General features: G+C 55.2%; 25 protein-coding genes and 1 other annotated feature. Of the genes, 8 read left to right on the top strand and 17 right to left on the bottom strand.

Going from position 1 to position 24,120, the window contains the following annotated elements:
• Window positions 1-203: 203 nt before the first annotated feature.
• On the top strand, window positions 204-1,103 hold the full coding sequence (locus tag AC2FAP_RS07160) for a LysR family transcriptional regulator (RefSeq protein WP_014170396.1): 900 nt from the start codon (window positions 204-206) through the stop codon (window positions 1,101-1,103).
• 75 nt (window positions 1,104-1,178) lie between these two features.
• Here the strand turns inward: AC2FAP_RS07160 and AC2FAP_RS07155 are convergent, their stop codons facing one another.
• The 8 genes from AC2FAP_RS07155 to AC2FAP_RS07120 form a co-directional block, all read right to left on the bottom strand.
• Window positions 1,179-1,970, bottom strand: a complete 792-nt coding sequence (locus tag AC2FAP_RS07155; RefSeq protein ID WP_080463575.1) for a carboxymuconolactone decarboxylase family protein — start codon at window positions 1,968-1,970, stop codon at window positions 1,179-1,181.
• Entirely contained in the window at window positions 1,970-2,467 is a 498-nt protein-coding gene (locus AC2FAP_RS07150) for a (R)-mandelonitrile lyase (RefSeq protein WP_449541689.1), read from the bottom strand. Before AC2FAP_RS07150 ends, AC2FAP_RS07155 begins: the two co-directional genes overlap by 1 nt.
• Window positions 2,468-2,576: 109 nt before the next feature.
• The gene (locus tag AC2FAP_RS07145; RefSeq protein WP_449541688.1) at window positions 2,577-2,933 is read right to left on the bottom strand and encodes a cyclophilin-like fold protein; all 357 of its coding nucleotides are present in this window, start codon (window positions 2,931-2,933) and stop codon (window positions 2,577-2,579) included.
• 173 nt (window positions 2,934-3,106) lie between these two features.
• Complete coding sequence (locus tag AC2FAP_RS07140) at window positions 3,107-4,210, bottom strand: flavin monoamine oxidase family protein (protein WP_449541687.1); 1,104 nt, start codon at window positions 4,208-4,210, stop codon at window positions 3,107-3,109.
• Window positions 4,207-4,890 (bottom strand): cupin domain-containing protein, encoded by a 684-nt coding sequence (locus tag AC2FAP_RS07135; protein ID WP_080346967.1) that lies wholly within the window; start codon window positions 4,888-4,890, stop codon window positions 4,207-4,209. The genes AC2FAP_RS07140 and AC2FAP_RS07135 overlap by 4 nt, the downstream gene beginning before the upstream one ends.
• Window positions 4,891-4,933: 43 nt before the next feature.
• Window positions 4,934-5,278, bottom strand: coding sequence for a carboxymuconolactone decarboxylase family protein (locus AC2FAP_RS07130; protein ID WP_014170390.1), 345 nt, complete (start codon window positions 5,276-5,278; stop codon window positions 4,934-4,936).
• A gap of 38 nt (window positions 5,279-5,316) precedes the next feature.
• Window positions 5,317-5,598, bottom strand: a complete 282-nt coding sequence (locus AC2FAP_RS07125; RefSeq protein WP_014170391.1) for a hypothetical protein — start codon at window positions 5,596-5,598, stop codon at window positions 5,317-5,319.
• A gap of 216 nt (window positions 5,599-5,814) precedes the next feature.
• Window positions 5,815-6,729 carry a LysR substrate-binding domain-containing protein gene (locus tag AC2FAP_RS07120; protein ID WP_223399144.1) on the bottom strand — a complete coding sequence of 305 codons (915 nt, stop codon included), beginning with the start codon at window positions 6,727-6,729 and terminating at the stop codon, window positions 5,815-5,817.
• Between the two features lie 176 nt (window positions 6,730-6,905).
• On the opposite strand from AC2FAP_RS07120, the gene AC2FAP_RS07115 reads away from it, so the two are divergent.
• A complete protein-coding gene (locus AC2FAP_RS07115) occupies window positions 6,906-7,682 on the top strand; it encodes an SDR family NAD(P)-dependent oxidoreductase (protein WP_047356776.1) in 777 nt (258 codons plus the stop codon).
• Between the two features lie 25 nt (window positions 7,683-7,707).
• Complete coding sequence (locus AC2FAP_RS07110; RefSeq protein WP_333191663.1) at window positions 7,708-8,736, top strand: zinc-binding dehydrogenase; 1,029 nt, start codon at window positions 7,708-7,710, stop codon at window positions 8,734-8,736.
• 43 nt (window positions 8,737-8,779) lie between these two features.
• On the opposite strand, the gene trpA is transcribed toward AC2FAP_RS07110, so the two are convergent.
• From trpA to trpL, 6 genes are all read right to left on the bottom strand, one after another.
• Window positions 8,780-9,589: a tryptophan synthase subunit alpha gene (gene trpA / locus AC2FAP_RS07105; RefSeq protein WP_014170385.1), complete on the bottom strand. Its 810-nt coding sequence runs from the start codon at window positions 9,587-9,589 to the stop codon at window positions 8,780-8,782.
• On the bottom strand, window positions 9,589-10,782 hold the full coding sequence (gene trpB, locus AC2FAP_RS07100) for a tryptophan synthase subunit beta (protein ID WP_020882431.1): 1,194 nt from the start codon (window positions 10,780-10,782) through the stop codon (window positions 9,589-9,591). Before trpB ends, trpA begins: the two co-directional genes overlap by 1 nt.
• 10 nt (window positions 10,783-10,792) lie before the next feature.
• Window positions 10,793-12,151 (bottom strand): bifunctional indole-3-glycerol-phosphate synthase TrpC/phosphoribosylanthranilate isomerase TrpF, encoded by a 1,359-nt coding sequence (trpCF, locus tag AC2FAP_RS07095; RefSeq protein WP_449541686.1) that lies wholly within the window; start codon window positions 12,149-12,151, stop codon window positions 10,793-10,795.
• A gap of 3 nt (window positions 12,152-12,154) precedes the next feature.
• Window positions 12,155-13,750 (bottom strand): bifunctional anthranilate synthase glutamate amidotransferase component TrpG/anthranilate phosphoribosyltransferase TrpD, encoded by a 1,596-nt coding sequence (gene trpD, locus AC2FAP_RS07090; protein WP_014170382.1) that lies wholly within the window; start codon window positions 13,748-13,750, stop codon window positions 12,155-12,157.
• Window positions 13,750-15,312, bottom strand: coding sequence for an anthranilate synthase component 1 (locus AC2FAP_RS07085; protein ID WP_032678293.1), 1,563 nt, complete (start codon window positions 15,310-15,312; stop codon window positions 13,750-13,752). The genes trpD and AC2FAP_RS07085 overlap by 1 nt, the downstream gene beginning before the upstream one ends.
• A 26-nt stretch (window positions 15,313-15,338) precedes the next feature.
• Window positions 15,339-15,433, bottom strand: a sequence feature (Trp leader region).
• On the bottom strand, window positions 15,410-15,454 hold the full coding sequence (trpL, locus tag AC2FAP_RS07080) for a trp operon leader peptide (protein ID WP_106993556.1): 45 nt from the start codon (window positions 15,452-15,454) through the stop codon (window positions 15,410-15,412). Its footprint overlaps the feature before it by 24 nt.
• Before the next feature lie 127 nt (window positions 15,455-15,581).
• Here trpL and rnm point away from each other — a divergent pair, with 127 nt between their 5' ends.
• The 3 genes from rnm (at window position 15,582) to rluB (ending at window position 18,064) form a co-directional block, all read left to right on the top strand.
• A complete protein-coding gene (rnm, locus tag AC2FAP_RS07075; protein ID WP_106504174.1) occupies window positions 15,582-16,475 on the top strand; it encodes an RNase RNM in 894 nt (297 codons plus the stop codon).
• On the top strand, window positions 16,472-17,092 hold the full coding sequence (locus tag AC2FAP_RS07070) for an L-threonylcarbamoyladenylate synthase (RefSeq protein ID WP_003856793.1): 621 nt from the start codon (window positions 16,472-16,474) through the stop codon (window positions 17,090-17,092). Before rnm ends, AC2FAP_RS07070 begins: the two co-directional genes overlap by 4 nt.
• Before the next feature lie 96 nt (window positions 17,093-17,188).
• Window positions 17,189-18,064 (top strand): 23S rRNA pseudouridine(2605) synthase RluB, encoded by an 876-nt coding sequence (gene rluB, locus AC2FAP_RS07065; protein WP_008502809.1) that lies wholly within the window; start codon window positions 17,189-17,191, stop codon window positions 18,062-18,064.
• 35 nt (window positions 18,065-18,099) lie between these two features.
• Here rluB and cobO read toward each other — a convergent pair whose 3' ends face one another.
• Both cobO and AC2FAP_RS07055 read right to left on the bottom strand, forming a co-directional pair.
• Entirely contained in the window at window positions 18,100-18,690 is a 591-nt protein-coding gene (gene cobO / locus AC2FAP_RS07060; RefSeq protein ID WP_410389457.1) for a cob(I)yrinic acid a,c-diamide adenosyltransferase, read from the bottom strand.
• Window positions 18,687-19,448, bottom strand: a complete 762-nt coding sequence (locus AC2FAP_RS07055) for a YciK family oxidoreductase (RefSeq protein ID WP_020882436.1) — start codon at window positions 19,446-19,448, stop codon at window positions 18,687-18,689. The genes cobO and AC2FAP_RS07055 overlap by 4 nt, the downstream gene beginning before the upstream one ends.
• Before the next feature lie 249 nt (window positions 19,449-19,697).
• Here AC2FAP_RS07055 and sohB point away from each other — a divergent pair, with 249 nt between their 5' ends.
• Entirely contained in the window at window positions 19,698-20,744 is a 1,047-nt protein-coding gene (gene sohB, locus AC2FAP_RS07050) for a protease SohB (protein WP_020882437.1), read from the top strand.
• A 34-nt stretch (window positions 20,745-20,778) separates the two neighbouring features.
• On the opposite strand, the gene AC2FAP_RS07045 is transcribed toward sohB, so the two are convergent.
• Window positions 20,779-21,030, bottom strand: coding sequence for a YciN family protein (locus tag AC2FAP_RS07045; RefSeq protein ID WP_020882438.1), 252 nt, complete (start codon window positions 21,028-21,030; stop codon window positions 20,779-20,781).
• Between the two features lie 399 nt (window positions 21,031-21,429).
• On the opposite strand from AC2FAP_RS07045, the gene topA reads away from it, so the two are divergent.
• Window positions 21,430-24,027: a type I DNA topoisomerase gene (topA, locus tag AC2FAP_RS07040; protein WP_020882439.1), complete on the top strand. Its 2,598-nt coding sequence runs from the start codon at window positions 21,430-21,432 to the stop codon at window positions 24,025-24,027.
• The last annotated feature ends 93 nt before the right edge of the window (window positions 24,028-24,120 follow it).

Genomic DNA, 24,120 nt, shown 5'->3' with positions numbered 1-24,120 from the left:
GCGGGAAATGTGATGTTGTTAAAACTGACTAAATCAAAATGCAGTAATGAGGAATTTTCATAAATTAGATAGACTGCTTCTCGTACAGCGCAGGCGCCCGTCATTTATAATGAACGCCATACCGCCAGAACGCTTTTCGTCTGAAGAGACAGTGTATTGGGATGAATCAGCCACCCATTTTTTCCGGATATCAGAGGCCCAGATTGGCACGAGAAAATCTTAATGACCTAATGGCTTTTATTGCCGTTGCGCGCGAAAAAAGCTTCACCAAAGCTGCGGCCCAATTAGGCGTGTCGCAGTCAGCCCTGAGCCATACTATGCGTACCCTCGAATCTCGTCTGGGGATGAAACTGCTGACTCGCACCACGCGCAGTATTGCGTTAACCGATATTGGTCAGTCCATGCTGGATGACCTGGGGCCTTACATCGATGGTATTCAGGGTCGTTTGCAGTCCCTGAAAGATCTCAACAGCAAACCCGCGGGTACGGTGCGCATATCAACGTCAGATTATGCTATCGGGTCTGTTATCTGGCCGAAGCTGGAACCGCTGCTTAAAGAATATCCTGACATTAGTCTGGAGCTGATTGATGACTATGCCTTGACGGATATTGTTTCCGGGCGGTTTGATGCAGGAACCCGTCTGGGGGAACAGATCTCCAACGGCATGATTTCCGTGCGTATTGGCCCGGATGTCCGTTTTGCCGTGGTCGGCTCACCTGATTATTTTTCCCGCAATCCTCAGCCGCAGCACCCTAACGATCTGATTGATTACAACTGCATCAACCTGCGGTTTCCTACGCATGGCAATTTATACGTCTGGGAATTTGAAAAAGAGGGTAAAAGCCTGAACGTGAAAGTCACTGGCCAGCTGGTCTTTAGCCGGATCTATCAGTGCCTTCAGGCTGCAGTGGAAGGGTACGGCCTGGCGCATGTTCCGCGTGATATCGCAGAAAAGCATATCGCCCGTGGGGAGCTTATTAGCGTGCTCGACGACTGGTGTCCCTACTGGGATGGCTATTATATTTACTATCCCGAGAACCGAAATCTATCGAAAGCATTCCAGCTGGTGGTCGACGCGCTACGCCATTACAAACATCCCTGAAGAGAGACGTTTGTCAGCAACGCAAAGCCAGGCCCCTCATCCGGTGCCTGGCGTTTACAGTTGCGTGGCTAAATGTCAGGCATTATCCCTGCCGGCAAACACCTCTTTAAAGACCGGCATCGCCGAGAAAACATTGGGCCAGCCCGCAACAAAGGCCAGTTGCGTCAGGACTTCGGACGCCTGGGGCCGGGTTAAACCATTGTCCATGGCGCGGTTGAGATGGTAAGGAACCTGGGCCACCTGGCCGGCAGTGACCAACGCGCTGACGGTGATCAGACTTCTGTCCCGAGGCGCCAGTCCGGGCCTGAGCCACAGGTTCTGGAATAGCGCGTCGGTCGTGTATTTCACTACGCCCGGCGAGACCTTGCCAAAGTTTGATTCAACCAGCGTGGCACGCTTGTTTTCCGACTCTTCATCCAGCGGCAGGAAATCCACCTTTCCGCCTGGCAAGGAAGCGGTATCGATATGGCGTTGAGCAAACAGCTGACGCGTGATCAGCGCCGCAGAGGTGGCGTTCGGCCAGCCGGCGTAAAAAGCCAGGTGGGTGATTGTCTCTGAGATTTCCGCAGGTTTTACGCCGCTGTCCAGCGCCACGTTGAGGTAGTGGGGAAGTTCCGCCGTATCATTGCGGCTGATCAGCGCTGCAACCGTCACCAGGCTTCGATCGCGTCGCGACAGTTCCGGGCGATTCCAGAGATCTTTTTCAATAAACTGTTCTGAATAGGCAGCCATTGCTGGCGCGACCTGGGCTACAGCGTCCCGTGAGTCTTCCGGTTTCATTGTCGAACTCCTGTTTTGAGTAGTCTGGGAGACACATCCGTTAATCAATAAGAGTGAAACGATAAGCAGGGCGGTTCTGTTCAGCATTAATGCCCTCCCGCCTGCAGGTACTGCGCATCGCTGACTTTTTCAAGCCAGTTCACGTTTTGTCCCTGCTCATTCGATTCCTGAATGGCCATATGCACCATCGTGGTTTTATTCGTTGCGCCGTGCCAGTGTTTAATCCCTGGCGGGCATTGAATGACATCCCCGGCGTGCACGGTTTTTCGCTCCTGCCCCCACTCCTGCACCCAGCCCGTCCCGGACGTGACCACCAGTGTCTGCCCAAGCGGATGGGTATGCCAGTCGGAACGTGCGCCGGGCACGAAGGTGACATACGCGGCGCCAGCTCTTTGCGGGGCGACAGGTGAGAAGAGGGGGTCAATGTAAGCACGTCCGGTAAAGTGGTCAGCGGGTTCGGCAATCGTCGCGCGACTGCCCGTTTCAGACACGGTCATTTGAGCCGAAGGGGTGGTTTCGCTGTGTGCGGACATACCTGCAAATACCAATAGTGATGCTGCTACAGAGGTGAAACGGATCATCATACTCTCCTGTTGTGAATGAAACGGCAAACCCGGTACCGGGAAAAAGAGAAGGGGATAAATGTGTTGTGATGAGATTCGCCGGCTGTGCCGGAAATACATATTCGGGCGGCTACTTATCCGTCAGTAGCTCAAATCGGGCAGTATATTCAGCAGGTGATACGGGCAAGGCATCCGGTTCGTCTAATTGCCCCAGCGTAATTAATCCCGACGCATATCCGTGTGCTTTATAGAAAATCGCCAGATTTCCCCACGGGGCATATAGCGTGATATCACCCTTAGCGGCCGCGGTACCCGCGGGTGCGCCGGCCGTGGACAGGCGGCGAGGAAGATCGCCGATTTTCTCTTCCCCGGCATAATCTTTCAGCTGCAGCGTAAGGGGCAACAGTGCGATAAAGTCACGACTGGTTTGGCTGCTATTCACCGTTGCGGTTAGCGTCTTGTCGTTCAGTATAATTTTTATCTTCATCGGGTTTTCCTGTATGAGTTCGTTGCGCCAGCCGGCATTCGTCTGCAGTCATTGGCAACTATTCTTAACAGAAATAAACCGCGTGTTAATAGGCGTTATCAGAATAGAAAAATGAATAAATTTCATTAATCCGGTCCGGGAAGCAAAATGTTTGTTATCGGCAGATACAGGCCTCAGGGTCTGGCAACGTGGCGTAACCAGTGCCCAACGCCTTCAGCAGCAGCGTCAATTGCGCCGGCCAGATAACCCGAAAATTGCGGTGACCATTCGCTGGCAATCCCGGTTAATTTATCAGCCCATTCTTCCTGCGCCGGAACCTGTTGAGGCTGTGCGTGCCCGACGTCCTGCTGCAGGTCAAATTCTGTCGTCGTAAACGGATCGGCGGCCCAGTCTTTTATCCACTCGGCTTCAGGCTCTGCCGCGTCTTCTCCGAAGAGTCGCACCAGTTGCTCCCGGCACAGTCGCTTGAGTTCGGCCTCGCTCACCGTCCATCGTGATTTTGCCGGTACGCCAATAAAACCAAAGATAGCCGTTTTGCCGGTATCGGGCTCTGACACATCGTGTATTTCAACCATCGGACCCACACGGCTGCTTACGTCGCCGGAGAGATGCTGTGCCTGCAAAAAGTCGGTCTGGTACAGGGCGACATATTTTGCGTGAGGCGCCATCCAGGTCGGCGTTTTATGCCAGTGTGAAAGTACCTGCTCCGGCAATGCCGGCTCGAACGTCATTTTTGCTGCCAGCGCGGGAGGCAGGGCGAGGAAAACGTGTTCACCGGTGAAAAGTGAGCCTTCGCCCGTTTCGGACAGCGTCGCGACCTGCATACCCTCGCCGAGACGGGAAATAGAAACCACCTGATGGTCTGACTTAATCTTCTGCACCGGGATCTGGCGTGTTAATGCGCTCGTCAGCGACTGCATTCCACCCTGAAGCCTGAACGACTCCGGTGATGTCACATAGGCAGGATAACGTTGCGCGGGGGACGTCGTCTGGCGTTCATAAAGCATATCCCCCGGTCGCCCCTGAGGGAGAGGCGTTAATCCAAGTTGATGAACCAGGTGTGCGAAGTCAGGCTGAATTTCCGGCCAGAACCAGGTCGCGCCCATGTCCACATGAACCCCATCAGGCGTGTTTGCTAACGCCTGACCTGAAAGTACGCGACCGCCGGTTCTTTTCCTCGCTTCCAGTATCACGTATTCCATTCCCGCTTTTTCAAGCAGTGTGCCCGCATACAGGCCGCTGACACCCGCACCAATGATAATAACGCTGCCTTTCATGGTATCGCTCCGGTCAGTGTGGTCGGGCTGAGATGTCCCGTTTTAAGATAAAAAAGTGCCCCAGAGGCGGCGGCCGTCAGCGCCGGCAAATCGCCTTCAGGAAATCTGAGCCAGCTTCCTTTCAGGTAACGACCTTCCGGTGCGCTGATTTCCCCTTCGAGAAGCAGGAGCTCGGCTCCTCCGGCGAGCGGAGCGCAGAAGAGTCGTTCACCCGGTGCGATCCTCTGAAGCTGGGTGGTTTCCGCTACGCTTGCGAACAGGGGACAAATGAGTCTGTGCGGCTGGCCGTGCCAGCGACTCGCCTCGTTGGTATTGATCCTGACCGGTTCCAGTTCTTCGGCGGCGAACTGGCGCAACTTAACGAAAAGGGTTGTGCCGTCACGGCTGGACGGTCGATGCGACGAGCCGTCCGGGCTGCGCAGATACCAGCCAGCCGGATAATCGGTTCCGTTTTCCGTAAAGGTACCGCTCAGCACCAGAATCTCTTCTCCGCCGGGGTGGGTGTGCTCAGGAAACACAGAATCAGGGGCATACCTGACAAGGCTGGTTGCGCGGGCCTGCTCGCGGCCAATGCGATCAAGCATGACGCGCTCCACACCGGGCTGCGGGGACGGCACCCAGCGGTAGTCATCAGGAGTAATGATGGCTCGCTGTGAAAAATCAGAATTCAGTAACATCATAGTCAGTCATTAAACGGCACCGCAGGCGGTGCCGTATACAGGTTTATTTTGTTGGCAGGTTGTCAAAAACATCCAGAGCCCGGGCGGTGTAGGTTAACGCAGCACCGGCGTTCAGACTGATGGCAACGGAAAGCGCTTCAGCTATCTCTTCACGCGTTGCGCCTTTCTTAACCGCAGCTTCCACATGTACCGCCAGGCAACCATCACAGCGAGTGGTAACGGCAACAGCCAGCGCAATCAGTTCGTGGGTCTTGGGATCAAGGTGCTGATTTTCAGAAGCCCCTTTATCCATCTGCTGTAAGCCTTTCATAAATTCAGGCTGCAGTCTGGCAAATTTCCCGACGGTGGCCAGCAGGCTGGTGCGATATTCATTCCAGTTTAAAAACATTCATAGCTCCGGTACGTGTAGGTTTCAGAAAATGCCCGTTACAGGACGTCGTAAATGCGGATTTCAGGCGCGCTGTTCAGATACGGTTTCAGTGCTTCAACGACGTCCTGGGTGAAAAGCGGACTGCTGAGATACGCCTGTGCCTGGGACACGGTTTTAAATCCGTGCAGGACCTGTACGTCCTCGTCACGAACAAGCAGTTCTTTAGAGGTGGCACCGTCGATGGTGGTCAGGAACGGGGTTTTGTATTGCTGGTAGACCCCGGCGGCTGCCGCACGGTTTTCATTACTGATATCAAGGCTGATTTGCAGATAAGCCATCGTTCTCTCCTTCGCTCAGGGTTAAGGCAAGGCGGCCGGATAAGGTACCGGTCTGCTTTACCGTTCGTTGAGGGCGATTATGAGAAAGCCGGTTATCTTCAACAAATCAGTTAATCTTGCGTTGCAGAAAAGAAAAACTATGTTGGGCGTCTGAAGAGAGAAGCATCATGCCGGTACGCGATGACCCTTGCCGCATGATGCTTAAAAAAGGGGGAGTTAAGGATTGTCAGAGACCACATCATGAAGAAGCCAGTCGTGAAATATTTTTACTTCTTCACGCATGGCGGTGTGCTGCGGGGTCACCAGGTAGTAAGACCATGTTAACGGCCAGCGATGGTTTGGGTGCAATTGAACCAATTGCCCGGTTTCAATCAGCTGTTTCACCAGCGCGTGACGCACAATCGCCACCCCCCGGCCGCTCAGGGCCGAGAGAATCACGGCGGAGGTGGAGTTAATATGCAGCCTGCTTTCCAGCGCGCCAGGGGCATTGACGGTACGGAGAACGTCATCCCATGAGGGAAAATTCGCGCCCGGGTGCGGCGTGTCATCGTGGATCAGCTTCTGTGTGGCGAGCCAGTCACCACAGGCAATTTTCTCCGGAGGCACCAGGCGGGGGCTACAGACCAGCACCGCCTCTTCATCCATCAGCCAGGTTTTATTCACGCCGGGCCAGTCTCCCTGTCCGCAGCGAATGCCGATATCCGCCTCGCCGTGTGATACGTCCATCAGCTTTTCCGTGACGTTAAGCCGCAGATCGATTGTGTCATGCGTTTCTGAGAAGCGGTTAAGACGCTCCATCAGCCAGTTCATCATCAATACCTGAGAGGCGGTGACGACCACGACAGAACGTGCGCGACGTCCGCGCAGTTTGTTTAACCCGCTTTCCAGCTTGTCCAGGCCCTGCGTAATGTCCTGCAGCGCATCCTGAGCCTCATCCACCAGCGTCAGACGCTCCTTACCCGACCGCGTACGGCGAAGCAGCGGGTGACCAACCCAGTCTTCGAGCGAACGAACAAGCTGGCCCACTGCGGCAGGCGTCACGCCAAGCTCTTGTGCCGCACCGGTAAAGCTACCGTGACGGGCGGTCGCTTCAAAAGCATGTAGCCATTTAAGTCTGTTCAGGGAACGCATTGCAGGTACTCCGATTTATTCTTTCTTTCAGTATACCTGAGCGAAGAAGATTTTCTTTCCTGTGTCGCAATTTCTTCTCAGTCGTCAACCCTGATGCAGGGTGGCATTCTGGATGCACACGATGAGGAGCGAGGCTTTTCATCAATGACAACCAAATGTTTTAAAAGAGGTTAGCGATGAACGCATCTTTTGCCGGTAAAAAGCTGTTAGTGGTCGGTGGTACAAGCGGTATGGGCTTCGAAACGGCGAAGCGGGTTCTGAAAAACGGTGGCAGCGTGGTGCTGGTGGGGAACCGCAAGGACAAAGCGGAGCAGGCTCGTCAGGCGCTGGCGGTCGACGGGCCGGTATCCATCATCGTGGCTGACCTGATGAAAGAAGAGGGTATGCAGCACGTGATGAATACCATCAATGCTGAACACAAAGACATCAGCCTGCTGGTCAATGCCGCTGGCGTGTTCTTCCCGAAACCGTTTACTGAACATGAAGCGTCAGATTACGACATGTACATGAGCATCAACCGCGCGACCTTCTTCATCACCCGTGACGTGGTGCGCAATATGATTGATGCCGGTATTAAAGGCTCCATCGTCAATATCGGCTCTATGTGGGCACAGCAGGCCATCGGGGCCACGCCGTCTTCGGCATATTCCATGGCGAAAGCCGGCCTGCATGCGTGGACCAAAAACCTGGCTATTGAGCTGGGCGGGAAAGGCATTCGCGTCAATGCCGTGTCTCCGGCCGTTGTTCACACGCCAATTTATGAAGGCTTCATCCCGAAAGACGATGTAAAAGAGGTGATGAACAGCTTCGACAGCTTCCATCCGATTGGCCGCGTGGGTACGCCGGGCGATGTGGCTGAAACGGTTGCCTTCCTGCTTTCTGACAAGACAGGCTGGGTCACCGGCGCAATCTGGGACATTGACGGCGGCGTCATGGCTGGCCGTAACGCATAATACACCGCTCGTCACAGGTGATACCGTGAATAAAACTTTTCGTGCTATGCAGATTTCCTCGCCGGGCGTGCTTGAAATGGTCGTCAGACCGTTGCCCGAGCCAGGACCCGAGGACGTACTGATTAAAATTGAGGTATGCGGCGTTTGTGGTGCCGATCTTCAGGATGCGGAGAAGGTACCGGAAGCGGGGCAGCCCGGGCGCATTCCGGGCCATGAAATTGTGGGCCACATTACCCGGAAAGGAGATGCAGTTCCCGGGATCTGGCACACCGGTCAGCGCGTGGGCGTCGGACGTCTTGGGGGATATTGCCAGCATTGCCCGCCTTGCCGTAACGGACTTTTTCACCTGTGTGAAAATCAGCTAACGCCGGGGCTGAGCTGTGACGGAGGTTACGCCGAGTATGTTGTTATCCGCCATACCGCGCTGATTGCCATTCCTTCAGCGCTCTCTTCCGTTCACGCGGCCCCGATCTTGTGCGCCGGTACGGCAACCTTTAACGCGTTGCGTCAATCCGGTGCCAGCGCGGGAGACAGGGTGGCTATTCTCGGTATTGGTGGCTTAGGCCATATGGCGATTCAGTACGCCCGGAGGATGGGGTTTGAGGTTATCGTGATTGCGCGCGGCAGTGAAAAGGCACATGACGCTTTACAGCTGGGCGCTCATCACTATATCGATGCGCAGACGGAAAACGCGGCGGAACGGTTGAGAGCGGAAGGCGGCGTCGAGATTATTGTGGCCACTGCCCCGGATGCAGACGCGGTTTCAGCGTTATTGCCAGCCCTGGCCCCCAGAGGAAAAGCGATCCTGTTAGGCGCCGGACGCACACCGTTGCAGGTCATGCCGGGTATGATGATTGGCGCGGAACGCACCCTGACAGGTTCATTTGTCAGCACCCCGTCGCAAACCGAACGCGCACTGCGTTTCAGCCACCTCTTTCAGACGCTGCCAGTCACAGAGCTGATGCCCTTTGAACAGGCAAATGAGGCGCTCGACAGGTTACGGCAGGGAAAGGCGCGCTACCGGATAGTGCTTACGATGAACCCGGATAACTGATCGGCAGAAACACCGTCTGGCGGGGAGCCAGACGGTGGAGAGGTTACGCTTTACGCGTTGCCGCTTTCATTGCGCTCACAAACGTTTTCAGCTCAGCCAGCATTTGCTCTGGCTTGTCCACGTTCTTCTCAATGATTTTAACGATAGCGGAGCCTGAGATTGCACCGGCTGCGTTAGCGTCAATTGCCGCCGTGACCTGATCGGGAGATGAAATCCCAAAGCCCTGCAGCGGAGGGGCCGCGTGGTATTCAGCCAGCTTCTCGACCAGATGATGCAGAGGCAGCGCCGCTTTGTTCTCCGCGCCGGTTACACCCGCCCGGGAGAGCAGGTAGGTATACCCGCGACCATAAGAGGCAATCTGGCGCAGCAGTTCATCATCGGCGTTTGGCGGGCAGATGAAGATAGGTGCCACGTTATGGCGCATCGCCGCCTGGCGGAACGGCGCAGATTCTTCAACCGGTACGTCTGCCACCAGCACCGAGTCAACGCCCACGCGCGCGCATTCTGCATAAAAGGTATCAATACCGCGACTGAAGACCAGGTTGGCATACATCAACAGGCCAATCGGAATGGTCGGGTGCTTCTGGCGGATAGCGGCCAGCATCTCAAAACATTGCCCCGGGGTGACACCGGCCGCGAATGCCCGCAGCGTTGCGTTCTGGATAGTCGGGCCATCGGCCAGAGGATCGGAAAACGGAATACCCAACTCCAGCGCGTCGGCACCGGCTTCGATCAGGGTGTCGATAATTTTCAGCGACTGCTCAGGACCCGGATCACCCAGTGTCACGAAGGGAACGAACGCGCCTTCCTGGCGAGATTTCAGTGCTGCAAATGCGTTATCGTAGCGTTCCATCAGATTTCCCCTCGTGCTTTCAAAATATCGTGAACGGTGAAGATGTCTTTATCACCGCGACCGGAAAGGTTAACCACCAGCAGTTGCTCTTTTTCCGGGTTCTCTTTCATCATTTTCAGCGCATGCGCCAGGGCGTGAGAGGACTCCAGGGCAGGAATGATCCCTTCGTGGCGACAGAGCGTTTTAAACGCCTCCAGGGCTTCGTCATCGGTAATGGAAACGTAGTCCGCACGACCGGTGCTGTTCAGGAAGGCGTGCTGAGGCCCAACGGAAGGGAAATCCAGACCTGCCGAGATAGAGTATGACTCTTCAATCTGGCCGTCATCGGTCTGCATCATCGGTGCTTTCATACCGAAGTAGATCCCAACGCGACCATGTTTCAACGGTGCGCCGTGCTCACCGGTTTCAATTCCGTGGCCTGCAGGTTCAACGCCAATCAGCCCGACGCTGGTTTCGTCGATGAAATCAGCAAACATGCCGATAGCGTTAGAGCCACCGCCAACGCAGGCGATCACCGCATCCGGCAGGCGACCCTCTTTTTCCAGGATCTGCGCTTTGGTCTCTTCGCCAATCATGCGCTGGAATTCACGCACAATCGTCGGGAACGGGTGCGGGCCTGCAGCGGTGCCAAGCATATAGTGCGCGGTTTCATAGCTGCCAGACCAGTCACGCAGCGCTTCGTTACACGCATCCTTCAGCGTCGCGGAGCCACTGTGCACCGGGATCACTTCTGCGCCCATCAGACGCATACGGAATACGTTAGGCGACTGGCGCTCAACGTCTTTTGCGCCCATGTAAATGCGGCATTTCAGACCGAGAAGGGCGCTGGCAAGGGCTGATGCCACCCCGTGCTGGCCTGCGCCAGTTTCAGCGATGATTTCGGTTTTACCCATCCGTTTTGCAAGCAGCGCCTGACCCAACACCTGGTTGGTTTTATGCGCGCCGCCATGCAGCAAATCTTCACGCTTAAGATACAGCGTGGTTTTGGTGCCTTCGGTCAGGTTACGGCATTTCGTCAGGGCCGTTGGACGGCCAGCGTAGTTTTTCAGCAGGTCGGTAAACTCAGCCTGAAACGCCGGATCTTTCTGCGCGCTCACGAACGCTTCTTCCAGCTGGCGCAGGGCGGGCATCAGGATTTGCGGGACGTACATCCCGCCGAACTCACCAAAATAGGGGTTTAGTAATGTCGTCATCTTCTCTTCCTTAATATGCACGCAGAGTTTTAAATACCGAGGACAGCTTACTGGCATCTTTGATGCCCGGTTGCGACTCTACGCCTGAATTGAAATCGAGGCCCGCGCAGCCCGCTTTGGCGGCTTCCACGCAGTTAGCCGGGCTAAGTCCACCCGCCAGCAAAACATTGTCCAGCACTTCGCCGTGCAACAGGGACCAGTCAAAACGCTGTCCCGTGCCGCCCTGGCCATTATCGAGTACGTATTTATCAACATGATTCAGGTTACGCTCAGGCAACCTGTCGCCCACGCTCTGCGCTTTCCAGATTTGCACCTGAGGTGCAAGCGCGCTGCGCAGGGCATCGATATAGGCCTGATCTTCGTTGCCATGAAGCTGTACCGCATGCAGAGATAACGCTTCGGCTTTTGCTACCACGTCGGCGATATCCGCGTTGCGAAAGACCCCCACATAGCTGAGTGGCGCTGCCGTCATCACCTGACGCGCCTGCGCTTCGGTCACCACGCGCGGGGAGGAGGCGACAAAAATCAGCCCGCCGTAAATCGCACCGGCTTCATACGCAGCCAGGGCATCCTCTTCACGGGTTAAGCCGCACACTTTGTTTTCACCCAAGAGTACGCGGCGCACCGCGGCATTGAGATCGTCATGTTCCATCATTGCAGAACCAATCAGGAAACCGTTGGCGAAATGGCTCAGCTCGCGGATCTGAGCGTAGCTGTTAATACCGGATTCACTGATCACGGTGACGCCAGAGCCCAGACGCGGCGCCAGCTGGCGCGTGCGGTTCAGGTCAATCGACAGGTCACGCAGATCGCGGTTGTTGATGCCGACCACTTTGGCTTTCAGCGCAATGGCGCGTTCCAGCTCCTCTTCGTTGCTCACTTCGGTCAGCACGCCCATGTTCAGACTGTGCGCAACCGCAGAGAGCTGGCGATACTGTTCGTCATCCAGCACTGAGAGCATCAGCAGGCAGGCATCGGCCTGGTAAAAGCGTGCCAGCCAGATCTGATACGGGTCGATAATAAAGTCTTTGCACAGGATCGGTTGTGGCGCGATCCCGCTGACAACGGGCAGGAAATCGAAGCTGCCCTGGAAATACTTCTCATCCGTCAGCACGGAGATGGCTGACGCATGATGTTTGTAGATACCGGCAATTCGCGCCGGATCGAAATCGTCACGGATAACGCCTTTCGACGGGGAAGCTTTTTTGCACTCGAGAATAAACGCGGTGCGTGCGCCCTGCAGAGCATCATAGAAACGACGGCTGCTCGGGACAACGTCATTCTGGAAGCTGGCCAGTGGCTGCTGTGCTTTACGTGCTTCCACCCAGATGGCCTTATCGGCAACGATTTTCGCTAAAACGGTCTGCATTCTTTACCCTCTTGCCGCAAGTGCGGTAACGCGATCGTAAGCTGCACCTGAGCGCAGTACGTTCAGAACTTTTTGTGCGTTGGCTTTGAGATCTTCCTCGCCGTGTAAACGCATCAGCATCGCGACGTTGGCAGCCACGGCGGCCTCGTGGGCGACCTCTCCTTTACCTTGTAATAAGCGCGTCAGAATGTCACGGTTTTCTTCAGGCGTGCCGCCCGCCAGCGCTTCCTGATGGTAAGGCGTTAAACCAAAGTCGCTCGCCTCCAGCTGATAGCTCAGGATTTCACCGTCGCGAAGTTCGGCCACCAGCGTTGGCGCATGCAGCGACACTTCATCCATTCCCCCGCTGTGAACCACCGCGGCACGTTGATAACCCAGCACGCGCAGGGTCTCTGCAATCGGCAGAACCAGCTCCGGGCTGTAGACGCCAATCAGCGCCAGCGGCGGATGGGCCGGGTTGATCAGCGGGCCGAGCACGTTAAACAGCGTGCGGGTTTTAAGCTGCTGGCGAACCGGCATCGCATGGCGGAAACCGGTGTGATATTTCGGCGCAAACAGGAAGCAGACGCCCAGGTCGTCCAGGGCTTCACGCGAACGTTCGGCGTTCATCTCGAGATTGATGCCGAATGCGGCCAGCAGGTCTGACGATCCCGACCGGCTTGAGACGCTGCGGTTACCGTGCTTCGCCACTTTCAAACCACAGGCAGCCGCCACGAAGGCGCTGGCGGTGGAGATATTGATGCTGTTGCTGCCGTCACCACCGGTACCGACAATATCCGCAAACATATAGTCCGGGCGCGGGAACGGGGCGGCATTTTCCAGCAGCGCCGTTGCCGCACCGGCAATTTCCTGCGGGCTTTCACCGCGAACTTTCATGCTCACCAGCGCGGCCGCCAGTTGTTCAGGCTTCAGTTCACCGCGAACCACGGCGGAGAAGAGCTGGTGGCTCTCCTGCTGGCTCAGGGTCTGTGCCTGATACAATTTTTCCAGAACAGGTTGCAGGGTGTTGGTCTGTTCCAGTTTCTGCAGCGCCCAGTCCAGGGTCTGTTCCAGCAGACGCGCGCCGTGAGAGGTGAGGATTGATTCCGGATGGAACTGCATCCCACAGACACGATCGGTATCGTGACGTACGGCCATCACCATGCCTTCGAACGAGGCGTTAATGGTCAGGCCTGCCGGGATGTTGCTGCCGACCAGCGAGTGGTAGCGCGCCACCGGCAGCGGATTCGGCAGCCCGGCAAACATCGCCTGACCGTCATGTTCAATGCTGGAGGCTTTACCGTGCAGGATTTCACCCGCCTGACCGACGTATCCGCCATAGGCTTCAACAATCGCCTGATGCCCCAGGCAGATGCCGATAATAGGCAACTTGCCGCGCATACGGGTCAGCAGTTCAGGCATACAGCCCGCTTCACTGGGGGCGCCGGGGCCAGGAGAGAGCATCAGCACCGGGTTTTGCATGGTTGCCAGACGCTCAATCAGGGTTTGCGCCGGCACGTGGTTACGATAGATAACGACGTTGTGACCATTCGCACGCAGCTGATCTGCCAGGTTATAGGTAAAGGAGTCGATGTTATCGAGCAGCAGAATGTCAGCCATCAGAAAATCTCCTGTGCATGGTGTGCGGTAGCGATGGCGCGCAATACCGCGCGAGCTTTATTGCGCGTTTCGTCAGCTTCAGACTGCGGAACAGAATCAAGAACCACCCCGGCGCCCGCCTGGACGGTGGCAATGCCGTCTTCAACATAGGCAGAGCGGATAACGATGCAGGTATCAAGGTCACCGTGCGCAGTGAAATAACCCACCGCACCGCCATAGCTGCCGCGACGACGCCCTTCGGCGGCGGCGATAAGCTGCATCGCACGGACTTTCGGCGCACCGCTCAGGGTGCCCATGTTCATGCAGGCGCGATAGGCGTGCAGCACGTCGAGGTCGTTGCGCAGTTCACCCACCACGCGGGAGACCAGGTGCATCACGAAGGAGTAACGGTCGACTTTCGTTAAGTCAGCCACATAGCGGCTGCCGGGAGTACAAATGCGGGCCAGATCGTTACGCGCCAGGTCAACCAGCATCAGGTGCTCGGAGAGCTCTTTGTGGTCGGTACGCATTTCCAGTTCGATACGGCTGTCGAGATCGCGATCCAGAGAGCCATCGGCGCGACGCCCGCGCGGACGTGTACCGGCAATCGGGTAGATCTCGATCTGGCGGCTGGTGGCGTCGTATTTCAGGGAGCTTTCCGGTGACGCACCAAACAGGGTGAACTCGTTATCCTGCATAAAGAACATATACGGGCTTGGGTTGCTCTTTTTCAGCACGTCATAGGCCGCCAGCGGCGACGGGCAGGGCAGTGAGAAACGACGGGACGGGACGACCTGGAAAATTTCCCCGGCGCGAATCGCCTTTTGCATCTGACGCACCACGGCACCGTACTGATCGTCGGTCTGGTTAACCTCACAGGTCATCTTCTCTACATGCTGAACCGGCAGAGCGGGTGGCGCTTCGGTCATTTGCTGTTGCAGCTGAGCAATGCGCTGCTCAAGACGTGTTTTCTCGGTCACGGATGGCGTGAACAGACTCGCCTGAATACGGGTGTATTTTTTCTGATGGTCGATCACCAGCAGGGTCTCGGCCAGGTAGAAGCAGTAGTCAGGGCAGCGGTTGCCCTGTTCGGTTTCCGGCAGGTCTTCGAAACCGGCGACCAGATCGTAAGCAAACAGCCCGCCAAAGAACATCGCTTCGCGTTCATCTTCTGGTACCGAGACCAGGTTTTGCAGCAGGCGGAAGGCATCGAAGACTGACAAAGAACAGAGGCGTGCATCTTCGTCCAGCAGTTGGCTGACCGGCGGGAAATGCAGTATCCGCACTTCCGGGTGACGTTCATTCTCGATGCCCGCTGGCAGGGAGGCGTCCAGCAGTGGCAGCAGCGCGGCACCGTTCTCAGAGAGCGCCTTAATCGTGACAGTGTCACCCAGCGCGGTAATGCGCAAGGCGCTGTCGACCAGCAGCAGGCTTTTAAGATCGTCTTTACTGTCAATATCCGCGGATTCCAGCAGCAACGTTGCCGGACGCGCACCGCAGACCTGATGAAACAGCGCGGTTGGGTTGTGGCGATAGACCGCCTCGCAGGTCAGCAATTCGAGGTGTGGTTTGGCTGTTTGCATTATGTTGTTCTCATTTATTCTGTTCAAAAAAAAAGCCCGCTTAGTCGCGGGCTGGGTATCTGTTTGCATTTTGCAGACGTGTGACACTGCCCGATAATCAGGATGTGCGCCACCAACCGTGCAGAGTGAAATGTGCTGTCATTTTCAGATACCTTTCTCGTGTGAACTTGCGTACTAGTTAACTAGTTCGATGGCGAGTTGTCAACCCTTGATTTCAGAATTTCGCGCCAAGCCGTTATCATAGGGGTTTCGGATGTCTTTAACCTGCTATGGGAAGTGCTTTGAGCGATACCACCTACGCCGTAATTTATGATTTACACAGCCATACTCAGGCCTCTGATGGCCTGCTGACACCCGAAGCCCTGGTTCATCGCGCCGTTGAAATGCGTGTTGGCACGCTGGCGATAACCGATCACGATACGACAGATGCTATTCCTGCGGCGCGCGCCGAAATTGCCCGCAGCGGACTGGCGCTGAATCTGGTGCCCGGCGTCGAAATTTCGACAGTCTGGGAAAATCACGAAATTCACATTGTTGGCCTCAATATCGATATTGAACATCCGGCAATGCGTGCGTTTTTGCAAGAACAAAAATCGCGCCGCAACGAACGCGCCGAAATGATTGGTGAGCGACTGGAAAAAGCGCATATTCCCGGAGCGCTGGAAGGTGCACAGAAACTGGCAAACGGTGGGGCGGTGACGCGCGGCCATTTTGCCCGTTTTCTGGTTGAGGCGGGCAAAGCCACAACGATGGCGGACGTGTTTAAAAAATATTTGGCACGCGGGAAAACCGGTTACGTTCCGCCACAGTGGTGTACAATAGAACAAGCTATTGATGTCATTCATCATTCTGGCGGTAAGGCCGTGCTCGCCCATCCGGGGCGGTATAATCTTTCTGCTAAGTGGCTGAAAAGACTGCTGGCACACTTTGCCGAATGTGGCGGTGAGGCGATGGAAGTCGCCCAGTGTCAGCAGGCGCCCAATGAGCGTGCGCAACTCGCGACCTACGCTCGTCAGTTCGGTCTGCTGGGTTCGCAGGGGTCGGATTTCCATCAACCCTGTGCGTGGATCGAGCTGGGACGCAAGCTCTGGTTGCCCGCAGGCGTTGAGCCCGTCTGGCAGCTCTGGGAACAGCCGCAGAAAATTGAAGAGAGGGAAGTATGAGTCAGTTTTTCTATATTCATCCGGATAACCCGCAGCCACGCTTAATTAATCAGGCCGTGGAGATCGTTCGCAAAGGCGGCGTGATTGTCTACCCGACCGATTCTGGCTACGCGCTGGGCTGTAAAATTGAAGACAAAGGGGCGATGGAGCGCATTTGCCGCATTCGTCAGCTGCCGGACGGCCATAACTTTACCCTGATGTGCCGCGATCTTTCTGAACTGTCGACCTACGCGTATGTCGATAACGTGGCGTTTCGTCTGATCAAAAATAACACGCCGGGCAACTACACCTTTATTCTTAAAGGAACCAAGGAAGTGCCGCGCCGACTGTTACAGGAAAAGCGTAAAACCATCGGGATGCGCGTACCGTCCAACCCGATTGCGCAGGCGCTGCTGGAAACCCTCGGCGAGCCGATGCTTTCGACTTCTTTAATGTTGCCTGGCAGCGAGTTCACCGAATCCGATCCCGAAGAGATTAAAGACCGTCTGGAAAAGGTGGTCGAGTTGATTATTCATGGCGGCTACCTTGGTCAGCAGCCAACCACCGTTGTTGACTTAACCGAAGATGCGCCAGAAGTGATTCGTGAAGGCGTGGGTGATGTTAAGCCTTTCTTGTAAGGGTGTAAGCAGATATACTACGCGGCCATCAAAGCAGGGCTGAGCCCTCTTTTGACCTGATTCGACGCCTGTGAAGGCGACACCTGAGGAAGCTCAATGAGCGAGAAGTTACAGAAAGTGCTGGCGCGTGCCGGCCACGGTTCACGCCGTGAAATCGAAGCCATTATTGAAGCGGGTCGCGTGAGTGTGGACGGTAAAATCGCCACGCTGGGTGACCGCGTAGAAATCGTACCGGGATTGAAGATCCGCATCGACGGTCATCTTATCTCCGTGAAAGAGTCCGCTGAGCAGATTTGCCGCGTGCTTGCGTATTACAAGCCAGAAGGCGAGCTGTGCACGCGCAACGACCCTGAAGGTCGCCCGACGGTGTTTGACCGTCTGCCTAAACTGCGTGGCGCTCGCTGGATTGCCGTGGGGCGTCTGGACGTGAATACCTGCGGCCTGCTGCTGTTTACCACTGATGGTGAACTGGCAAACCGTCTGATGCACCCTAGCCGTGAAGTGGAACGCGAATACGCCGTGCGTGTCTTCGGCCAGGTTGATGAGAATAAACTGCGCGATCTGTCACGCGGCGTTCAGCTGGAAGACGGTCCTGCGGCATTTAAAACCATCAAATTTACCGGTGGCGAAGGCATTAACCAGTGGTACAACGTTACCCTGACTGAAGGCCGTAACCGCGAAGTACGTCGTCTTTGGGAAGCGGTAGGTGTGCAGGTGAGCCGTCTGATCCGTGTCCGTTATGGCGACATCCTGCTGCCAAAAGGTCTGCCACGGGGTGGTTATACCGAGCTGGATCTGACACAGACTAACTACCTGCGTGAACTGGTCGGCCTGACGCCAGAAACCACCTCTAAAGTGGCGGTGGAAAAAGATCGTCGTCGTATGAAGGCGAATCAGATCCGTCGTGCGGTGAAACGCCATAGCCAGGTGAGCAGTAACCGCCGCTCTGGCAGCCGTAACAACAACGGTTAACATAAAAGCCCGGTGAAGATCACCGGGCTTTTTTCTTAGTAATCAATACCGATTTGCGCTTTGATTCCCGCGTCAAATGCGTGTTTGACCGGACGCAGTTCGCTGACGGTATCAGCAAGCTCCAGTATTTCCCGATGACAGCCACGCCCCGTGACGATAACCGTCTGGTGCGCCGGGCGTTGTTGTAACGCCTCCAGTACCGCATCCAGCGGGAGATAGTCGTAGGCCACCATATAGGTTATCTCATCCAGCAGAACCATATTCAGGGCGGGGTCTGCCAGCATTCTTTTGGCGTGCTCCCAGACTGCAAGACAAGCTGCAGTATCGGTTTCCCGGTTCTGCGTATCCCATGTAAAACCTGTCGCCATCACCTGAAATTCAACGCCATGCGGTTCAAGCAGATTACGTTCGCCGTTCGGCCATTCGCCTTTGATGAACTGAATGACGCCCACATTCTGCCCGTGACCGACAGCACGCGTGGCGGTGCCAAATGCCGCGGTAGTTTTACCTTTGCCGTTACCGGTAAAGACGATAATTATCCCGCGCTCGTCCTGTGCGGCCGCAACGCGCGCATCGACCTGTTCCTTCAGACGCTGCTGGCGTTGTTGATGGCGTTCTTCACTCATTGCGAAATCCCTGGTTTACGGCCCGGCTGGGCATCGAAGGTCATCCCCGTTTTACGACGGCTGTCGTCGCCCATCAGCCAGAGATAGAGCGGCATAATGTCTGCGGGTGTTTTCAGTTTCTGCGGGTCTTCCGACGGGAAGGCGCTGGCGCGCATTTTGGTGCGCGTTCCACCCGGGTTAATGCAATTTACGCGCAGATGGCGGCTTTGATACTCCTCCGCCAGCACCTGCATCATCCCTTCAGTCGCGAATTTCGAGACGGCATATGCCCCCCAGTTGGCTCGACCTTCGCGGCCTACGCTGGAGGAGGTAAAGACCAGCGAGCCGGACTCGGATTTAAGTAATAAAGGAAGCAATGCCTGCGTCAGGAAAAACGTGCCGTTGACGTTGACCTGCATCACCTGCTGCCAGATATCGGGATCCTGTTCATCCATAGGACGGACTTCTCCCAGCAAACCCGCATTGTGCAGGACACCGTCCAGCCGCGGATAGTGGGCGCTAATCCGGTGAGCAAGCTCCTGGCACACCGCTGGCGTGCAGGTGAGTAAATCGAGGGTATACCACGGGGCCGGAATGCCGCCTGCCGCCTCTATTTCCTGCGCGACGCTTTTCAGTTTCTCTTCATTACGACCAATAAGAATAACGCTCGCGCCATAGTCAGCGTAGGTCAGGGCCGCCTCGCGACCAATTCCGTCACTGGCACCGGTGACCAGAATGATGCGATTTTGCAGCAGATTTTTTTGCGGTTGATAATGCACGGGGACTCCTCTGGCGCGCAGTGACGCAATGACGCCTTCTTTATGACTTTTCGGCTTTATGCCCGAATTAGCATGAGAATTCAATCAGTCTACAGGAGGCATTACTGTAAAATTAACAATTTGCAAATATTTAAACCCCATGAGGGGATTCCTGAAGCAGGCTCGCAGAGGTAATGTCACGAGCGAGACGCATGGGCAGGGCTGTTGTACACTGCCGTGAAAGAATCGTGGTTAAACAAGGTGGAACGCGTGGAATTACTTTCTCAGTATGGGTTGTTTTTGGCCAAAATCGCAACGGTGGTGATTGCCATTGCGGTGATTGCCGTTCTGATTGTAAACCTGACGCAGCGTAAGCGTCAGCGTGGGGAGTTACGCATTACCCGCCTGAGTGAGCAGTATAAAGAGATGCAGGAAGATATGTCTCTGTCGCTGCTCGATAGCCATCAACAGAAGCAGTGGCTTAAAGCGCAGAAGAAAAAGCATAAACAGGAAGCCAAAGCGGCAAAAGCGAAAGCAAAGCTCAATGCACCGCAGGATGAGGCAAAGCCCCGCGTCTATGTGCTCGACTTTAAAGGCAGCATGGATGCGCATGAAGTTTCTTCTCTGCGCGAAGAGGTCACTGCCGTTCTTGCTGTAGCAAAACCGCAGGATCAGGTGGTGGTGCGTCTTGAAAGCCCGGGCGGTGTGGTACACGGTTACGGACTGGCTGCGTCACAGCTGCAGCGCCTGCGTGAAAAACAGATCCCGCTGACCGTCGCGGTGGATAAAGTCGCGGCGAGCGGCGGCTACATGATGGCCTGCGTCGCGGATAAAATTGTGGCGGCACCGTTTTCTATTATTGGTTCAATCGGTGTGGTTGCGCAAATCCCTAACTTTAACCGCTTCCTCAAAAACAAAGAGATCGACATTGAACTGCACACGGCCGGGCAGTACAAACGCACTCTGACGCTGCTGGGGGAAAACACGGAAGAGGGGCGTCAGAAATTCCGTGAAGATCTCAATGAAACGCACCACCTCTTTAAAGACTTTGTGCACCGTATGCGCCCATCGCTCGATATTGAGCAGGTCGCGACGGGGGAGCACTGGTACGGGATCCAGGCCCAGGAGAAAGGACTGGTAGATGAAGTGGGCACTAGCGATGACCTGCTGCTGAACCTGATGGATGGCCGTGAGCTGGTGGGCGTGCGCTTTACGCAGCGCAAGCGTCTGCTCGATCGCTTTACCAACAGTGCGGCAGAAAGTGCCGATCGGCTGTTGCTCCGCTGGCTACAGCGCGGACAAAAACCGTTGCTGTAAACAAAAACGCGAGGCTCAGGCCTCGCGTTTTGCATTAATCAACCAGGTGATATTTCTCTGAAAGCGTATGCGCCAGGTATTTAAACATGTTAAACACGGCGGTGCTTTTCGGGGTAGGTAGCCCCTGTTCGTCAAGGAAATATTCGCCGCTGAAAACCAGCACGCCATTACGCTGTTCTACGCCGGTGGCTTCAATGCCCGCCAGAGTATCTTCATGATCACGGATAAGCTTGTTTGCTTCGATAAGCAGAGAGACTCGGTCAATTGGTTGGGTCGTATTGTGCATAATCCACTCCTTAAACAGTGACAATAGTCTACGCCGAGGGCGCTTTGGGGGCAAATTTTCCCTGTAATCTGAGGGGATAAGGTGCAGGAGCCTGGCTGGCGTGATTTGCTTTTGCATGCTAATAAAGTTGCGTAACGGATTTTATCAGGTAGAGTGTGCGCTTTCGTCATTCTGGCAACAGAATTGCTTGACATTCGACCGGTAATTCGTCACGAATCATATGAGGCGTGAGAAAAATACCCGAAAACTCAATCACCTGGGCGTCTTTTCTCTGACGTTCGGTAAGACAAAGGGGTTGATATCCCCTGACGCAGTCGCAATATCAATGACGCGTCGTCAGTGGAAGGGAAATCAACGTGCGGCGTATTCCTGGAAGAATTAAATTAGGTAAAGGTGAATATGGGTAAAGCTCTCGTCATCGTTGAGTCCCCGGCAAAAGCCAAAACGATCAATAAGTATCTGGGTAATGACTACGTGGTTAAGTCCAGCGTGGGTCATATCCGCGATTTGCCGACCAGTGGCTCAGCCAGCAAAAAGAGCGCAGACTCTACCTCCACCAAAGGGGCTAAAAAGCCTAAAAAGGATGAACGTAGCGCGCTTGTCAACCGCATGGGTGTTAACCCATGGCACAACTGGGATGCACAATACGAAGTGCTGCCCGGGAAAGAAAAAGTCGTTAATGAGCTGAAGCAGCTTGCTGAAAAAGCAGACCACATCTATCTCGCAACCGACCTTGACCGCGAAGGGGAAGCCATTGCGTGGCACCTGCGGGAAGTGATCGGTGGTGATGACAAACGCTACAGCCGTGTAGTGTTTAACGAAATTACGAAGAATGCGATTCGTCAGGCGTTTGAAAAGCCGGGCGAACTGAACATTGACCGTGTAAACGCGCAGCAGGCACGTCGCTTTATGGACCGTGTTGTGGGCTACATGGTGTCTCCACTGCTGTGGAAAAAGATTGCCCGTGGTCTGTCCGCAGGGCGTGTGCAATCCGTTGCCGTGCGTCTTGTCGTTGAACGTGAACGCGAAATTAAAGCGTTTGTGCCAGAAGAGTTCTGGGAAGTCGACGCGAATGTCACCACGCCGGGCGGGGATGCTCTGCCGCTGCAGGTGAGCCATCAGAACGACAAGCCTTTCCGTCCTGAAAACCGTGACCAGACCATGGCCGCGGTGGCGCTGCTGGAAAAAGCACGCTATCAGGTTCTGGAGCGTGAAGACAAACCGACCAGCAGTAAGCCTGGCGCACCGTTTATTACCTCTACGCTGCAACAGGCCGCAAGCACGCGTCTGGGTTATGGCGTGAAGAAAACCATGATGATGGCCCAGCGCTTGTATGAAGCGGGTTACATCACCTACATGCGTACCGACTCGACTAACCTGAGTCAGGATGCGGTTAACATGGTGCGCGGCTATATCGGTGACAATTTCGGTAAGAAATACCTGCCGGAAAGCGCTAACCAGTACGCCAGCAAAGAGAACTCACAGGAAGCGCACGAAGCCATTCGTCCTTCTGACGTCTCTGTGTTAGCGGAATCGCTGAAGGATATGGAAGCCGACGCCCAGAAGCTGTACCAGCTTATCTGGCGCCAGTTCGTCGCGTGTCAAATGACACCCGCGCAGTACGATTCCACTACGCTTACCGTTGGTGCGGGTGATTTCCGTCTGAAAGCGCGTGGCCGTATCCTGCGTTTCGACGGCTGGACGAAAGTCATGCCTGCACTGCGTAAAGGCGACGAAGACCGAACGCTGCCGGCGGTGAACAAAGGGGATGAACTCTCTCTGGTTGACCTCGTGCCAGCTCAGCACTTTACCAAGCCGCCTGCGCGCTTTAGCGAAGCATCGCTGGTAAAAGAGCTGGAGAAACGCGGTATTGGTCGTCCGTCAACCTATGCGTCAATCATTTCGACCATTCAGGATCGTGGCTATGTGCGTGTTGAAAACCGCCGTTTCTACGCTGAAAAAATGGGTGAGATCGTAACCGACCGTCTGGAAGCTAACTTCCGCGAGTTGATGAACTACGACTTTACCGCACAGATGGAAGACAGCCTTGACCAGGTTGCCAGCCATCAGGCGGAATGGAAGAAAGTGCTCGACAGCTTCTTCAGCGACTTTACCAACCAGCTTGAAAAAGCGGAGAAAGATCCTGAAGAGGGCGGCATGCTGCCTAACCAGATGGTACTGACCAGCATCGATTGCCCAACCTGTGGCCGTAAGATGGGGATCCGTACTGCGACAACAGGCGTCTTCCTCGGTTGCTCCGGCTATGCGTTATCGCCGAAAGAGCGCTGCAAAACCACCATCAACCTGGTACCTGAGAACGAAGTTCTTAACGTGCTGGAAGGTGACGATGCAGAAACCAATGCCCTGCGTGCCAAACGTCGTTGTAAGAAATGTGGCACGGCGATGGACAGCTACCTGATCGATCCGAAACGCAAATTGCACGTCTGCGGGAATAACCCAACGTGTGATGGTTATGAGATCGAAGAGGGTGAGTTCCGCATCAAAGGCTATGACGGCCCTATCGTTGAGTGCGAGAAGTGTGGCTCGGAAATGCACCTGAAAATGGGGCGTTTCGGGAAATACATGGCGTGCACCAACGACGAGTGTAAGAACACCCGTAAGATTCTGCGTAACGGTGAAGTCGCGCCGCCGAAGGAAGATCCGGTTCCGCTTCCAGAATTGCCGTGTGAGAAGTCTGACGCCTATTTCGTGCTGCGTGACGGTGCTGCCGGGGTCTTCCTCGCGGCCAACACCTTCCCGAAATCGCGTGAAACCCGCGCGCCGCTGGTGGAAGAGCTGCATCGCTTCCGCGACCGTCTGCCTGAGAAACTGCGTTATCTGGCCGATGCGCCACAGCAGGATCCTGAAGGGAATAAAACGGTGGTACGTTTTAGCCGTAAAACAAAACAGCAGTACGTTGCGGCTGAGAAAGAGGGTAAAGCGACCGGCTGGTCCGCCTTCTTTGTCGACGGAAAATGGGTTGAAGGCAAGAAATAATCTTCCCGTACCGTAACTTACCTGTAAAAGGGCCGGACTTCCGGCCCTTTTTTATTACCTTGTTATTATTTTTTGTTCCGTACTATACAGTCA

The sequence above is a fragment of the Enterobacter cloacae complex sp. 394I7 genome, assembly GCF_057320345.1.
This window is presented reverse-complemented; position numbering and strand designations above follow the sequence as displayed.